The sequence below is a fragment of the Tamlana sp. I1 genome (assembly GCF_015355625.1).
Lineage (GTDB): Bacteria > Bacteroidota > Bacteroidia > Flavobacteriales > Flavobacteriaceae > Pseudotamlana.
Genome location: NZ_JACLAF010000010.1, coordinates 65,754 through 81,535, shown reverse-complemented (window position 1 = coordinate 81,535; position 15,782 = coordinate 65,754). Strand labels below are relative to the sequence as shown.

11 protein-coding genes are annotated in these 15,782 nt (G+C 34.1%); 8 read left to right on the top strand and 3 right to left on the bottom strand.

Translation table 11 applies throughout. The annotated features are described in order from the left end of the window. Positions 1-12: 12 nt before the first annotated feature. From H6X70_RS10565 to bshA, 6 genes are all read left to right on the top strand, one after another. Positions 13-957, top strand: a complete 945-nt coding sequence (locus H6X70_RS10565; RefSeq protein WP_194767657.1) for an MlaD family protein — start codon at positions 13-15, stop codon at positions 955-957. A 10-nt stretch (positions 958-967) separates the two neighbouring features. Continuing rightward, positions 968-2,275: a (Fe-S)-binding protein gene (locus H6X70_RS10560; RefSeq protein WP_194767656.1), complete on the top strand. Its 1,308-nt coding sequence runs from the start codon at positions 968-970 to the stop codon at positions 2,273-2,275. Between the two features lie 169 nt (positions 2,276-2,444). Continuing rightward, on the top strand, positions 2,445-3,236 hold the full coding sequence (locus H6X70_RS10555; RefSeq protein WP_194767655.1) for a (Fe-S)-binding protein: 792 nt from the start codon (positions 2,445-2,447) through the stop codon (positions 3,234-3,236). Between the two features lie 48 nt (positions 3,237-3,284). Then, entirely contained in the window at positions 3,285-3,770 is a 486-nt protein-coding gene (locus H6X70_RS10550) for an ABC transporter ATPase (RefSeq protein ID WP_194767654.1), read from the top strand. A gap of 305 nt (positions 3,771-4,075) precedes the next feature. Continuing rightward, positions 4,076-6,994, top strand: a complete 2,919-nt coding sequence (locus H6X70_RS10545; protein ID WP_194767653.1) for a glycoside hydrolase family 3 N-terminal domain-containing protein — start codon at positions 4,076-4,078, stop codon at positions 6,992-6,994. Positions 6,995-7,142: 148 nt separating this feature from the next. Next, on the top strand, positions 7,143-8,276 hold the full coding sequence (gene bshA / locus H6X70_RS10540; protein ID WP_194767652.1) for an N-acetyl-alpha-D-glucosaminyl L-malate synthase BshA: 1,134 nt from the start codon (positions 7,143-7,145) through the stop codon (positions 8,274-8,276). Between the two features lie 86 nt (positions 8,277-8,362). Here bshA and H6X70_RS10535 read toward each other — a convergent pair whose 3' ends face one another. Both H6X70_RS10535 and H6X70_RS10530 read right to left on the bottom strand, forming a co-directional pair. Then, on the bottom strand, positions 8,363-9,331 hold the full coding sequence (locus H6X70_RS10535; protein ID WP_194767651.1) for a hypothetical protein: 969 nt from the start codon (positions 9,329-9,331) through the stop codon (positions 8,363-8,365). Positions 9,332-9,492: 161 nt separating this feature from the next. After that, positions 9,493-9,927: a hypothetical protein gene (locus H6X70_RS10530; protein WP_194767650.1), complete on the bottom strand. Its 435-nt coding sequence runs from the start codon at positions 9,925-9,927 to the stop codon at positions 9,493-9,495. A 311-nt stretch (positions 9,928-10,238) separates the two neighbouring features. Between H6X70_RS10530 and H6X70_RS10525 the strand changes: the two genes are divergently transcribed. Continuing rightward, complete coding sequence (locus H6X70_RS10525; RefSeq protein ID WP_194767649.1) at positions 10,239-13,151, top strand: FAD-binding and (Fe-S)-binding domain-containing protein; 2,913 nt, start codon at positions 10,239-10,241, stop codon at positions 13,149-13,151. Positions 13,152-13,198: 47 nt separating this feature from the next. On the opposite strand, the gene H6X70_RS10520 is transcribed toward H6X70_RS10525, so the two are convergent. Continuing rightward, complete coding sequence (locus H6X70_RS10520) at positions 13,199-14,041, bottom strand: UDP-2,3-diacylglucosamine diphosphatase (protein WP_194767648.1); 843 nt, start codon at positions 14,039-14,041, stop codon at positions 13,199-13,201. Positions 14,042-14,228: 187 nt separating this feature from the next. Here H6X70_RS10520 and aroC point away from each other — a divergent pair, with 187 nt between their 5' ends. Then, positions 14,229-15,290 (top strand): chorismate synthase, encoded by a 1,062-nt coding sequence (gene aroC / locus H6X70_RS10515; protein WP_194767647.1) that lies wholly within the window; start codon positions 14,229-14,231, stop codon positions 15,288-15,290. The last annotated feature ends 492 nt before the right edge of the window (positions 15,291-15,782 follow it).

Sequence of the window (15,782 nt, the reverse complement as noted above, 5' to 3'; positions counted from 1 at the left end):
AATACAATCATTTTGCAGATATCAAGAGAAGTAAAAACAGGCGTACTCGTTATTTTAGGAATCATCCTATTTATTTTTGGGTTTAATTTTTTAAAAGGGCAAAATCTGCTCGAATCTTCCAAAACATATTATACCGAATTTAAAAATGTAGAAGGCTTAGTGTCGTCTACACCCGTTACAATAAGCGGATTAAACGTTGGGAAAGTCACAGATATTAGTTTTAAAAACGACGGTTCTGGGAAATTAGTGGTAACTCTTATGATCGATACCGACTTTAAATTTTCAGAAAATAGTGTGGCCCAACTTTACGATACAGGTCTTATTGGAGGAAAAGCGGTTGCTATCGTACCAGCTTTTGATGGTGCTGCAGTTGCTAAAGATGGCGCCTATTTAAAGAGTAACATAAAAGAAGGTATTCTAGATTTGGTTGGTGAAAAACTAACGCCAATTCAAGAAAGTGCTGAAAAAATGATAGTAAGTGCCGATATCTTATTAAACAATTTAAACGATGTTTTTGATGATGAAGCAAAGGCAAATCTTAAAAAAAGTATTGCCGAGCTAAGTTCAACCATTGGTTCGTTTAAAAAAACATCTCAGTCTTTAAATCATGTTATTGTTAGTAATCAAGAGCATCTAGATAGCATTTTAGTAAATGCCGATAAAATTACAGGCAATCTAGCTGTGGTTACAAATAAATTGTCTGAATCTAACTTAGATCATATCCTTAAAAATTTAGAATCGACGCTTAAAAACTTCGATAATATTATTGGAGCCATACAGAACGGAGAAGGTAGTATGGGGAAACTTATAAAAGAAGATGCCTTATACAATAACCTTGAAGCTGCTTCAAGTGAACTAGAGGAGCTTATTAGAGATATCAAATTACATCCAAACAGATATACTCGAATCTTATCTAAAAAAGAAATTCCTTACGAAGAGAACCCAGAATCTAACTAATTAAATAACCATGCAGTTTCTACCAAATATTATATTCGCTGTTATACTTATTTTAGGGGTTGGCTATTTTGTAAAAAATGTAAAAAAACTTACTAGAAATATAAAGTTAGGGCAGGATGTCGATGTTAGCGATAATAAATCCCAACGTTTTAAAAACATGGCTCGCGTTGCCTTGGGGCAAAGCAAAATGGTGCGTCGTCCGGTTTCAGGATTTTTACATATTATTGTTTATGTAGGCTTCATCATTATAAATATAGAAGTTTTAGAAATTATAATCGATGGCCTATTAGGCACCCATCGTATATTTTCATCAATAGGTGCTCCTTATGGTTTTCTTATTGGATTTTTCGAAATTTTGGCAGCTTTAGTTTTCGTTTCGGTTACTGTTTTCTGGATTAGGAGAAACATCATTAAACTGGCACGTTTCTGGAAAAGCGAAATGAAAGGTTGGCCAAAAAGCGACGGAAATATCATCCTTTATTTTGAAATGGTGCTTATGACGCTGTTTTTGGTTATGAATGCTACCGATGTGCATTTTCAAGCCATGAACACAGGAAATGTTATCAGTCAATATATAGCCCCTTTATTTAGCGGGTTACCAGAAACAACATTGCATGTTATCGAAAGAGGAGCGTGGTGGCTGCACATTATAGGTATTTTAATATTTTTAAACTACTTATATTTTTCTAAGCACCTTCATATTTTATTGGCCTTTCCTAACACTTATTACGGGAAACTAAAACCTAAAGGCGAATTTAATAACCTTGAAGCCGTAACCAAAGAAGTAAAAATGATGATGGATCCAAATGCCGATCCATTTGCAGCAGCTCCAGAAGGAGCAGAAGACGAAGTTCCTGCAAAATTTGGAGCCAGCGACGTACAAGATTTAAACTGGGTACAACTTTTGGGCGCATATACCTGTACCGAGTGCGGTAGATGCACCTCTTCATGCCCTGCAAATTTAACAGGCAAAAAATTGTCGCCTCGAAAAATCATGATGGATACCCGAGACCGTTTAGAAGAGGTAGGCAAAAACATCGATGCTAATAAAGGCGAGTTTAAAGACGATGGAAAACAACTTTTAGGCGATTACATTACCGCCGAAGAGCTTTGGGCATGTACCACATGTAATGCCTGTGTAGAAGAATGTCCAGTGAGTATCGATCCTTTGTCAATCATTTTAGAAATGCGTCGTTATTTGGTTATGGAGCAATCCGCAGCACCAACCGAGCTTAATAATATGATGTCGAATATCGAGAACAATGGCGCACCATGGCCATACAATCAAATGGACCGATTAAACTGGAAAAACGAATAAAAAAGTAATTTGGGCGTTACCCGAAAAGGGTCGGGCTTTCCGCTATATCTTTTTTGCTTTTAATGGCAAAAAAGGATGCCGCTACAATCCCTAACGCACACGCAACATAAAACAATAATCCTGCAATATTTTAAAATACAGCAGGTTTAAACTTTTAAACCAATAACAAATGAGCGATTTACTCAAAGTACCAACCATGGCAGACTGCATGGCTCAAGGAAAACAACCAGAAATATTATTTTGGGTAGGTTCTGCGGGTAGTTTTGATGATAGAGCCAAAAAAATAACAAAAGCTTTCGTTAAAATATTAAACAAAGCCAATGTCGATTTTGCTGTATTAGGTACCGAAGAAAGCTGTACAGGAGATGTTGCAAAACGAGCCGGAAACGAGTTTTTGTTTCAAATGCAAGCCGTTACCAATATCGAAATATTAAACGCTTACGAAGTAAAAAAAATAGTAACCTGCGATCCACATTCATTTAATTGTTTAAAAAATGAATACCCAAGCTTAGGTGGGAAATATGAAGTTATTCATCACACGCAGTTTATAAACAACCTAATCGCTTCCGGACAATTAAAAGTGGAAGGCGATTTATATAAAGGCAAAAAAATAACGTTTCACGACCCTTGTTATTTAGGTCGTGCTAATAATGAATACGATGCGCCTAGAAACATTTTAAGCCAAACAAAGGCTAACATTGTAGAAATGAAAAGGCATAAGCGTACTGCTTTATGCTGTGGTGCAGGCGGCGCACAAATGTTTAAAGAACCCGAAAAAGGCGACAAAGATGTTAATGTGCTTAGAACTGAAGATGCCCTAGAAACACAACCAGATGTTATTGCAACAGGGTGCCCGTATTGCAATACCATGATGACCGATGGCGTTAAAGTAAAAGAAAAAGAAAGCGAAGTAAAAGTTCTGGATGTTGCAGAATTAATTGCTAACGCTTTAGGTTTGTAATCATTTTTATACGGATATCTGCATCAAATAAATTTTAATTCAAAAAAAATGCTAGTAGATTTTAATACATTACCAGAAGAGTCAAGAGTTTGGATTTATCAAGCTAATCGTTCATTTTCCGAAGAAGAAATTGAAGAAATTCAGTCTAAATTAAATGTTTTTATAGAAAACTGGGCAGCTCACGGTAGTGATCTACAAGCAGGTTACACCATTAAATATAAGCGCTTTATAGTGATTGGTTTAGATCAAACAGCTAATAAAGCCACAGGATGTTCAATCGATAGTTCAGTGAATTTCATTCAGCAACTAGAAAAAGATTACAACGTCGATTTAATGGATAAAATGAATGTATCTTACAAACAAGGCGAGTATGTGGCTTATAAATCCCTTACCGATTTCAGAAAAATGGCAAAAGATAAAGCCGTTTCAAAAAACACCATTGTTTTCAATAATTTAGTGACTACCGTTGCCGAATTTAATGAAAGTTGGGAGGTTCCTGCAAGCGATAGCTGGCACAGTCGTTTTATTAAATAAGTGTCTTCCATTAAAGCTGTTTTATATTCCTGTTATTTGGTTAAATATTTGTCAGTAGATGCCGCAAGTGTTTTGTCTGTTACAGTTTTACCAACAGATAATGATGGTGATTAATTAAGCGTCTCTCTATAATAGAAGATTTTCAAAATTTGTGAATGTAAACGGGTAAAAAACCAAAGTTATGTTCACAACCTTCTTTATAATTCTATCATAAAGTTTTTTTATCTTCTTTTTAAAAGTGGTATTTTGGCATGGTTATTAATGTACACGAATTACGACTAATCCCTTATTAATTACTCCGTTTTATGCGTCATATTTTTTTATTAAGTTTCTTTTGTATTGCAACTCTTTTTAGTTTTGGTCAAAACACCCCCAATCCACTATTAGCAAAAGACGTAAATGCTCAAAAAAAATGGGTAGATAGTATTTATAATTCCATGTCTTTGGCCGAAAAAGTTGGTCAATTATATATGGTTCAAGTCATGTCCAATCAAAGTGAAGCTTCAAAGAAAAAAGTAATTAACGATATTAAAAAACATCATATTGGTGGTATTATATATTCCCTAGGAGGGCCTTATAGACAAGCTAAATTAGATAATGAATTACAAGCTTTAGCTAAGGTGCCAATGCTTATTGGAATGGATGCAGAATGGGGGTTAAGCATGCGTTTAGATTCTACTTATGCCTTTCCTTGGAATATGACTTTAGGTGCCATTAAAGATAATAAATTAGTAGAACGCGCAGGAAAACATATTGGTGAACATTGTAAACGTTTAGGGGTGCATTTTAATTTTGCTCCAGTTGTAGATATCAATACGAACCCTAAAAACCCGATTATTGGGAACCGTTCTTTCGGTGAAGATCGGGATAACGTAACCGAAAAAGCCGAAGCTTTTATGAAAGGGATGCAAGGCGCAGGGGTTTTGGCGAATGCGAAACATTTTCCTGGTCATGGTGATACTTCTCAAGATTCACATAAAACCTTACCAACCATTAATTTTGATGAAAAACGCATTGATTCTGTTGAATTATATCCTTATAAAAAATTAATTAAAGAAAATCTTTCTAGCGTGATGGTGGCGCATTTAAATGTGCCAAGTCTAGAGCCCGAAGCAGGATTGCCCTCGTCACTTTCAAAACATATTGTAACTGATATTTTAAAGAATAAATTAGGATTTAAAGGGCTTATTTTTACCGATGCTTTAACCATGAAAGGAGCTGCCGATTTCAGTGAAACTGGCGATATCGATTTGGCAGCATTTTTAGCCGGAAATGATGTGATGCTCATGTCTGAAAACGTTGGTATTGGTGTTTCTAAATTGATGAATGCTTATAAAAAAGGAAAGATAACTGAAGCACGTTTGGAACATTCGGTTAAAAAAATTCTTCAAGCAAAATATAAAGTAGGCTTAAATCATTACAAACCTATTTCTTTAACGAATCTTTCTAAGGATTTAAACCGCCTAGAGGATGATATTCTTTATGAAGAACTCCTTGAAAATGCAATTACCATTGTTAAAAATGATAATGATTTACTACCTCTTAAAGAATTAGAAACCAAGTCTATCGCTTATGTAGCTATGGGAGACGATTCTGGTTCAGCCTTTTTTAATGAACTTAAAAAATACACTAAAGTACACGCCATTTCAGGGTCCACATTAGGGGAACTTGAAGGAAAATTACAGGCTTATAATACGGTGGTAATCGGTTTTCACCGTTCAAATAAAAACCCATGGAAAGCTTACGAGTTTAGTGAAGCGGAATTGATTTGGATTGAAGAAATCGCTAAAAATCATACTGTTATATTAGATGTTTTTGTAAAACCTTATGCGCTAGCAGATTTAAAAAGTATATTAAATATAGAAGGCATTGTTGTAAGCTATCAAAATAGTGAAATTGCTCAGCAAAAGTCGGCTCAAATAATTTTTGGAGCCTTGGCTTCAAAGGGAATGTTACCTGTTACAGTTGGTTATTATTTTCCAATGAATACAGGTATTCTAACACCAAATATTAAAAGATTGGGATATACCATTCCAGAACGTGTTGGCGTAAATTCTAAAAAATTAATGAAAATTGATTCTATTGCCAATTATGCTGTTGCTAAAAAAATGACACCTGGAATTCAAATGCTTGTTGCAAGAAAAGGAAAAGTTATTTATTCTAAAAACTTTGGAAAGCACACTTATGAAGGCAAAGAAAAAGTAGCTTTTGATGATATTTATGATGTGGCTTCGTTAACTAAAATTTTAGCCACATTACCCTTAGTTATGGAGCTTGAAGAACAAGGTTTAATAAGTTTAGATTCTAAACTTTCGGAATTATTACCAGAATATATAGGTTCCAATAAAGAAGATGTTACCATTAAAACCATGCTGTCTCATTATGCGCGTTTAAAGCCATGGGAGCCTTTTTATTATCACACCTTAGATCCTGCAACGAAACATCCTAGTGCTACCTATTATAGAAAAGAAAAAGTAGACAATTTCACGGTTGAAGTTGCAAAAAACCTTTATATGCGTGCTGATTATCAGGATTCTATTCCTGAAATCATTAAAAACTCAGAACTGTTAAGTCGGCTAAGATACCGTTACAGTGATTTTCCATATTACATTTTAAAGAAATTTATTGAGCAACATTACGACAGAACACTAGACCAGTTAACAAAATCACATTTTTACGACCCTTTAGGAGCAAACCATACCATGTATAATCCTTATCACAGTATAAGCAGTAAGAAAATTGTACCTACCGAGGTTGATGATTATTATAGATACCAAACGGTTCATGGTTATGTTCATGATATGGGAGCAGCTATGCAAAATGGGGTAGGCGGACATGCTGGAGTTTTTAGCAATGCCAATGATGTGGCGAAAATTATGCAAATGTATTTGCAAAAAGGATTTTATGGCGGGAAAAGGTATTTTAAAGCAGAAACTATTGATAAGTTTAATACACGCTATTTCCTTGATAAAGGTAACCGAAGGGCTATAGGATTCGATAAACCAGAGCCGGGAGGCGGTGGTCCAACCTGTGGATGTGTGTCTATGAGTAGTTTTGGACACTCTGGTTTTACAGGAACTTACACATGGGCAGACCCGGATAAGGAAATTGTTTATGTGTTTTTAGCAAACCGAACGTATCCAAGTGCGGCCATAAACTTATTATTGCGAGCAGATATTAGAACCAATATTCAGAGTTTGATATACGAAGCCATAGAAGATTAAAACCTATAATAGAGCCGAGATTAATTTATTATTTGTAAAACAGAACTTGATATAACAAGTTTTTTTTATTTTATATCCATTTCTAAGTATTTAAAGTTTTCAGTAAAACATTAAGTACTTTTAACTTTAGACACTTAAAACTTATTAAATGAAAATAGGGATTGTTTGTTATCCAACTTTTGGAGGTAGTGGCGTAGTGGCTACAGAATTAGGTTTAGAACTTTCTAAACGAGGTCATGAAATACATTTTATTACCTATAATCAGCCTGTGCGTTTAGAGTTACTAAGTAATAATGTGCATTATCACGAAGTAACCGTTCCAGAATATCCGTTATTTCATTACCAACCATACGAGCTTGCTTTGTCAAGCAAATTGGTTGATATGGTTAAATTGCATAAAATAGAGATCTTACATGTACATTATGCTATTCCTCATGCTTATGCAGCTTATATGGCGCAAAAAATGTTGCAAGAAGATGGTATTTACGTACCAATTGTAACTACACTACATGGTACCGACATTACTTTAGTTGGTAGCCACCCGTTTTATAAACCAGCAGTCACCTTTAGTATTAATAAATCAGATGCGGTTACCGCAGTTTCAGAGAGTTTAAAAGAAGACACTTTACGTTTATTTGATATTAAAAATGAAATCAATGTAGTGCCTAACTTTATAGATTTAGTTAAACATAATGCCCATAAATTAGCTGATTGTCAGCGTGGAATGATGGCAAAGGATGATGAAAAAATAATCACACACATTAGTAATTTGCGACCAGTAAAACGTGTGCAGGATGTGATTAGTATTTTCTATAATATTCAAAAGGAAATTCCAGCTAAACTGATGTTTATTGGTGAAGGCCCTGATAAAGAAGCTGTAGAGCTACGTTGCCAGGAATTAGGTATTTCAGACAAGGTGATTTTCTTCGGAAAAAGTAATGAAATTGATAAAATTTTATGTTTTAGCGATTTATTTCTATTGCCTTCACAAACAGAAAGTTTTGGATTAGCTGCTCTAGAAGCTATGGCCTCTGGTGTTCCTGTAATTTCGAGTAATACAGGTGGTATACCAGAAGTTAACATTCATGGTAAATCTGGATTTTTAAGTAATGTTGGCGATGTTGAAGATATGAGCAAAAATGCCTTATACATCTTGAGTGATGAAGATCGATTAAATATATTTAAACTAAACGCAAGAAAAGAAGCAATGAAATTTGGTTTGCAAGCTATTGTACCCAAATATGAAGCTATTTATGAGGAGACATTAGCCAAAAGTTTATGACTACAATAACTATTTTTCTAGAAGAATTTATATAAAAAAAAGCGTCAAATTTTGACGCTTTTTTTATGCTTAGTTATTAGATGATATTAATAATCAGAAACATTAGATACTTCAAATACTTTTGAAGCTTCTCCGTTTTTAAGTTTATAGCTAACTTGTCTCGTACCGTTTGCGGTAGGAAAACGTTGCCCTAATGTTGTTTCAATTAAAGAAAATTCATCTTGACCTTTATAGCCTTCATTTATTTTAGAATTTTCGCTAGTAGGAGGGAAATAAATAGGAACCATAGATTTTTTCTTTAGGGTAGAAAAACCTAATACACTTCCATAACCATCATTAGATTTAGTGTAAACCACAAGTTCTGGAGAACCATCAGAATCTAAATCTTCAACTTCAGCATCAACAACATGACCTTTAAATGTTGCTTTTTGTGGGTTACCGTGGTTTTCATCTAAACCAAAAGCTAGAACTGTTAATTCTGTTTGGCCACCTTTTTCAACCGATTTTACATTAAATCCAATATCTTGGAGATTTAGTATTTTGGTGAAAGCAGTTTTATCGACTTGTGAAGCATCTAATGCGCCATCAATTTTACTGTATTCACCAGCAAATGTTGCACCTCCAGAGCAATAAAAATAAAGTGCTGAATCGTCTGAAGCATTTTCAGTTGCGATAGTTAATTTACCTGCGTTAAATGTAAAAAGTACAGTTTTTCCATCTACAGCAGTATAATAGGTATTATTACTTTTTTTGTGTGCTTTAGTGTCGAATGTACAGGTAGGCTTTTTTTTGTCGGCTCTAGAACGAACACGAATATTAATTTCGTTTTCATTTAATTGGCTCACATTTACTCCAATCCAATCATAACCTTCATTTCGTTTGCTATATTCTGCAGTTGCGTAGTTTCCAGCAATGTCTTGCGAGCTTGCGGCTTCAGTTTTTGTTGCTGTTGGTTCATTTGATTGTTCGGAATTTGTATTCTCCTTTTTATTATCCTTACAGCTAGTTAAGGTAATTAAGGTTAAAAAAAGAATCAAGAATTTGTTTGTACTCATGTTTTTTGATTTTAAGTTTATGGATTGAATTTCAATTAAATATAATAAAAAATCAGATATCATTTAGCTTGTATGATGTTTTAAATAAATATCAGTAATTCATATAGCAAAAAAATGCCCTGAGAAAATCTCAAGGCATTGTATATAAAAATATAAATGTTTTATAGCTTCATTGTAACCCCAATTCCTGGAGATAAACCAGCAACGTTTCCGCCAGCAAGTTCTATGTACACACCCCATTTATCATTCCAGAACCAACGGCCACCAACTTGTAATCCAAAATCAATATCACTACTATGAGCATCACCGTCACCCGTCCAAATAGAGTAACCTGCGTTAGCACCACCGTAAACATCCCATGCTTCAGCAGTAATACCGAATAAATTATCGAAATAATAATTAGCTTTAACGCCTAAGTTTACCCAATCAAAATCTAAACTAGTTCCAACACCAGGAGCAATAGTAATGTTTTTACTAACAGGGATTTCATAATTAAGACCTACAAGTCCAAAGTTTAATTCTTTTCTAGCTTGGCTAGTTACATTTTGAGCTGCAAATAATAGAGCTAAAGCAAATAATAAAGTTATTTTTTTCATAATTTATAGTGTATAAGTTTAAAACAAATATAGGGATATTTTTAAAACGGTATAGAGTATTTTAGACAGAACGCAAATTTTTGCCTTAAACGGCTTACGTGTTTATTTCTGGGTAATCTTACAAATTTGTATGATGTTGGTTATCAGTTAATATTATAAAATCGTGGAGAAATTCAAATTTTAGTGTTTTGAAATATTTAATAAGTTCGTTTAAAATATGAATATATATAGTATATTCCTCGTCCGTTAGGATAAGTTTTCAGCAGCGGGAATATTGAATGAATTAGCGGTATATCAAATTTTATAAACAAATGGAATTAAAGATTTTAAAATCTAAATTATCAGGAGAACTGTTTTATGATGATTTAATAAAAGCTATTTATGCGACCGATGCATCAGTGTATCGAAGACTTCCACAGGCGGTTGCGTACCCAAAAACCATAGAAGACATAAAATTACTAATTCAGTTTGCTAAGGAAAATGCAACGACTTTAATTCCTAGAACCGCTGGAACATCTTTAGCGGGACAATGTGTTGGAGAAGGTATTGTTGTTGATGTTTCGAAGCATTTTGCAAATATTATAAGTGTAGATGAAACGGCAAAAACGGTAACAGTTCAACCAGGTGTTGTAAAAGATGAACTAAATTTATTTTTAAAACCTTATAAATTATTCTTCTCTCCAGATACATCAACCTCTAACCGTTGTATGATTGGCGGTATGGTAGGCAATAACTCCTCGGGAACAACGTCTATTCAATACGGAGTGACACGCGATAAAGTTGTAGCATTGAAAACGATTTTAAGTAATGGCGATGAAGCTGTTTTTAGCGATTTAACTCCGAACCAATTTAAAGAAAAGTTAGCTTTACAATCTTTAGAAGGTACTATTTATAATACCATATATAATGAGTTACAAAGTGATACTGTAAAAAAACAGATTCACGATAATTTCCCAAAACCAGAAATACATAGAAGAAATACAGGTTACGCCTTAGATAAATTAATTGATTCTGAAGTGTTTTCAGGATCGAACAAACCTTTTAATCTATGTAATTTATTATCGGGAAGTGAAGGCACATTAGCTTTTACTACTGAAATTACTTTAAAATTAGACCCTTTACCACCAACAGAACGTATTATGGTGGCTGCACATTTTAAAAGTATTGAAGATGCTTTGGTAGACACTACAACATGTATGGCGCACCATTTATATATGTGCGAAATGATGGACAAAATCATTTTAGATTGCACCAAAAACAATTTAAAACAGCAGGAAAACCGACAATTTATTGTTGGTGATCCAGAAGCTATTTTAATGTGTGAACTTAAAGCAGACACGATTGAAGTCGTAAAAATTTTGGCAGAAGCTTTGGTTAAATCACTTGAAAAAGAAGGCTTAAGTTATGCTAATGTAGTGCTTTTTGATGAAGATATCGATAAAGCTATTGAGCTAAGAAAAGCCGGATTGGGGTTATTGGGAAATATTATTGGAGATAAAAAATCGGCGGCATGTATTGAAGATACCGCAGTCGCTTTATCAGATTTTGCTAATTACATCAATGAATTTACAGCGATTATGGATGGTTACAATCAAAAAGCCATTTATTACGCTCATGCCGGCGCAGGCGAATTGCATTTAAGGCCTGTTTTAAATTTAAAAGTAAGTGAAGATGTCAAACTTTTCAGGAAAATAACCACCGATGTGGCACATTTGGTTAAAAAATATGGCGGTTCCATGTCTGGAGAACACGGCGATGGTATTGTTCGAGCCGAGTTTATTCCGTTAATGATTGGTCAGGAAAATTATGATATTGTAAGACGTATTAAAACTGTTTTCGATCCAGAAAATATATTTAATCAAGGTAAAATAGTAGATGCCTTTCCAATGGATGAAAAACTGCGTTATGTTTCAGACCGAAAGGAACCTGAAATTAAAACCTTAATGAATTTTTCCCATTCAGAAGGTATTTTGCGTCAAGCAGAAAAATGTAACGGCAGTGGCGATTGCAGAAAATCTCCAGAAATGGGAGGGACCATGTGTCCAAGTTACAGAGCGACACGAAACGAAAAGGATGTTACCCGTGCGCGCGCCAATGCCTTGCGTGAATTTTTAACCAATACCAAAGAAGGCGAGAACCCTTTTAATCATAAAGAGCTTAAAGAAGTGCTTGATTTGTGCTTAAGTTGTAAAGCTTGTTTAAATGAGTGCCCAAGCACGGTAGATATTGCTGTTATGAAAGCTGAATTTTTATACCAATACCAAAAAGTTAACGGTACCGATTTACGCACTAAATTATTTGCCTATAATAATAAGGTGAATACTTTAGCTTCTAACTTTTCAGGCATTACTAATTTCTTTTTTGAAAATAAAACCACTTCCAGTTTAATCAAGAAAGCATTTGGAATTGCGCCAGACCGCAGTATGCCTTTATTGTCATCCAAAAGTTTAAACAGTCATATTAAAGCCTTTAAAAAGGAAACGATTAAAACCAATTACATTAAAACCGTTTATTTATTTGTTGATGAGTTTACCAATTTTTTAGAAACTTCGATAGGTTTAGATGCCATTGCCTTATTGCAAGCTTTAAATTATGATGTGAAATATGTTAAACATACCGAATCGGGTCGTGCTTTTATATCTAAAGGTTTTTTAGATCAGGCTAAAACTTGTGCCATAACAAATGTGGCAGCTTTTAAAGGTTTAATTTCAGAAGAAACCCCGTTAATAGGTATAGAACCTTCAGCTATTTATACGTTTAAAGATGAATATTTAATGTTGGCAGACGATGTTGAAGCAGCAAAAGAAATTGCAAAACATTCCTATATTATTGAAGATTTTCTGCTTTCAGAACTTGAAAAAGGTAACATTTCAGAAAAACAATTTAAATCAGATTCAAAAGTTGTAAAAATACATGCGCACTGCCATCAAAAAGCATTGAGCAATCAAATGTCTACTTTTAAATTATTAAATCTTCCGCAAAATTATAAAGCCACCATTATTCCAAGCGGCTGTTGTGGTATGGCTGGAAGTTTTGGTTTCGAAAAAGAACATTACGAAGTGAGCATGAACGTAGGCGAACAAACTTTACTTCCTGCAGTTAGAAAGGCTTCAAAAGACACAATTATAGCAGCCAATGGTACCAGTTGCAGGCATCAAATAAAAGATGGCGCACAACGCGAAGCCAAACACCCAGTTACTATTTTAAGAGAAGCATTGGTTTAATAATTAATAGTTTTCAACTGAAAATAGAGGCAAACCTTCAAAATAAGCTATTCATTTGAATTTTGTGGTAATATGGTAATGGCAGCAATTAAGTCTTTAATTTCCATTTCGGCAAAATCATCATGAACAATAAAAGGTGCTAATTTATCCTGACTAAAATTGTAAATTTTCCATCGTTTAAATTGATATTCTAGAGCCGTAAAATTTTCAACCCAATCGCCAGAATTCAAATACATGGTTTTGCCTTGTTTGTTTTCAATATATGTCATTTTTGGCTGATGAATATGTCCGCAAATCACATAGTCGTAACTGTTTTCAATAGCAATTTCAGCAATTACTTTTTCAAAATCGTTAATATATTTTACAGCGCCTTTTACACCGTTTTTCACCTTTTTAGATAAGGAATACCGTTCTTTCCCGCGTTTTTCTAAATACCAATTCACCATTTTGTTAAGTAGGGTAAGCAAATCGTAACCATAGCCCCCTAGTTTCGCTAACCATTTGGCATTTTGAATAGAAATATCGAATACATCACCATGAAAAAACCAAGCTTTTTTGCCATCGAGTTCTAAAACCAATTTGTCAACAATTGAAATATTTCCAATGGTGGTATTGCTAAATTTCCGAAGCATTTCATCATGATTTCCCGTAATGTAAATCACTTCAACACCATTGGCTGCCATAGACATGATTTTTTTAATGACTTTTAAATGTGGTTTTGGGAAATACCGTTTACTAAATTGCCATATATCAATAATATCGCCATTAAGAATGAGTTTTTTAGGCGCAATACTGTTTAGGTAGGTGAGTAAATGTTTGGCATGACAACCGTAAGTGCCCAAATGCACATCGGAAATGACTGCAATTTCAATTTTTCGTTTAATTTTCAAAGGCTTGACTTTTAGAATTACATAAATTAAACGCTTAAGTATGAATTGAATATTAAGACATAATTATCTAAATATGAGTCTATTGTTATTATATTGTTAAGTGCGGTTTTGTAAATAATTGTTGGCATAGTGGATTTTAGTTTTCGTATTTCTAAGAATAGATTTACTTTAGCAAAAAAAATATATTATGGCTGGTAATTCCTTCGGAAAACTATTTAATTTAACCACTTACGGCGAATCTCACGGACCTGCTTTAGGCGGTGTTATAGACGGCTGTCCTGCTGGAATCGAATTAGATTTAGATGCAATTCAAAATGAATTAGATAGACGTAAACCAGGGCAATCTGCCATTGTTACACAACGTAAAGAACCAGATACCGTAAAGTTTCATTCAGGGATTTTTGAGGGGGTAACTACAGGAACTTCCATTGGTTTTGTTATTGAAAATACCAACCAAAAATCTCACGATTATTCGCATATAAAAGATAGTTACAGGCCAAGTCACGCCGATTACACTTACGATAAAAAATACGGCATTCGTGATTATCGTGGTGGCGGACGCAGTTCTGCGCGCGAAACGGCATGTCGAGTAGTTGCTGGGGCCATAGCCAAACAAATGCTTAAAAATATTGAGTTTACAGCTTATGTTTCGGGCGTTGGTACTATGAAACTGGATAAACCATACAACGAATTAGATCTTACAAAAATAGAATCTAATATTGTGCGTTGTCCAGATCAAGATATGGCAGCTAAAATGGAAACTTATATTAAAGAAGTCCGCGGAAAAGGAGATACCGTTGGTGGAATTGTAAGTTGTGTGATTAAAAATGTACCTGTTGGTTTAGGTGAGCCGGTTTTCGATAAATTACATGCCGAATTAGGTAAAGCCATGCTGTCTATAAACGCTGTAAAAGGTTTTGAGTACGGTAGTGGTTTTGAGGGAAGCACCATGTACGGAAGCGATCACAACGATAAATTTAATAACGACGGAACTACTAAAACAAACTTTTCTGGAGGTATTCAAGGCGGAATAAGTAACGGTATGGATATCTATTTTAACGTGGCTTTTAAACCTGTGGCAACCCTTATTCAGAAATACGAAACGATTGATAAAGAAGGAAACACTGTTGAAATGCAAGGCAAAGGACGTCACGATCCATGTGTTGTACCACGTGCAGTGCCTATCGTAGAAGCCATGGCGGCCTTAGTTATTGCCGATTTCTTTTTAATAAATAAAATGTATCATTAGTAGCTATTTCCCGCTTTACACTATATCTTTTTTGTACTGAACTTGTTTCAGTATCTTATTATGTGAGTAGCATACAATTTAATTAAAGCTTTAAATTGAAATATAAGCTTAAGCACAAAAAAGGATGCCGTTTCAATCGGGGCTAGGCTTGTTTGTTAAAATATTTCTTTAAAAATGTTTTGTTTTTTGTCACGTTGAGTGCAGTCGAAACGTTTTTTTATTAAACATTCTGCCTCCCAATGAATTTAAGTGCTCGAAAGTTTAGTTAAAATATATTAATTATAAATAATTTGCCAGGAATACACGTATAAAAAATTAGTGAATTCGTGGCATTTTTATGCTTTCAACTGTAGAAAATAAACTTTAATCTTTTTGTTAGAAAATATTTTGGTGTATTTGAACGAAATATAACTTAATACGATTTTTCTTTGATTTTCTAGAATTATATTCGCCGTTCATATGTAGGATTTTGAAATATGATTTTTAGTTATG

Bases quoted from the DNA above. Each gene is read 5' to 3' on its own strand.
- H6X70_RS10560 (WP_194767656.1), top strand. From the start codon at position 968: ATGCAGTTTCTACCAAATATTATATTCGCTGTTATACTTATTTTAGGG.
- H6X70_RS10555 (WP_194767655.1), top strand. From the start codon at position 2,445: ATGAGCGATTTACTCAAAGTACCAACCATGGCAGACTGCATGGCTCAA.
- H6X70_RS10550 (WP_194767654.1), top strand. From the start codon at position 3,285: ATGCTAGTAGATTTTAATACATTACCAGAAGAGTCAAGAGTTTGGATT.
- H6X70_RS10545 (WP_194767653.1), top strand. From the start codon at position 4,076: ATGCGTCATATTTTTTTATTAAGTTTCTTTTGTATTGCAACTCTTTTT.
- bshA (WP_194767652.1), top strand. From the start codon at position 7,143: ATGAAAATAGGGATTGTTTGTTATCCAACTTTTGGAGGTAGTGGCGTA.
- H6X70_RS10535 (WP_194767651.1), bottom strand. From the start codon at position 9,331: ATGAGTACAAACAAATTCTTGATTCTTTTTTTAACCTTAATTACCTTA.
- H6X70_RS10530 (WP_194767650.1), bottom strand. From the start codon at position 9,927: ATGAAAAAAATAACTTTATTATTTGCTTTAGCTCTATTATTTGCAGCT.
- H6X70_RS10525 (WP_194767649.1), top strand. From the start codon at position 10,239: ATGGAATTAAAGATTTTAAAATCTAAATTATCAGGAGAACTGTTTTAT.
- aroC (WP_194767647.1), top strand. From the start codon at position 14,229: ATGGCTGGTAATTCCTTCGGAAAACTATTTAATTTAACCACTTACGGC.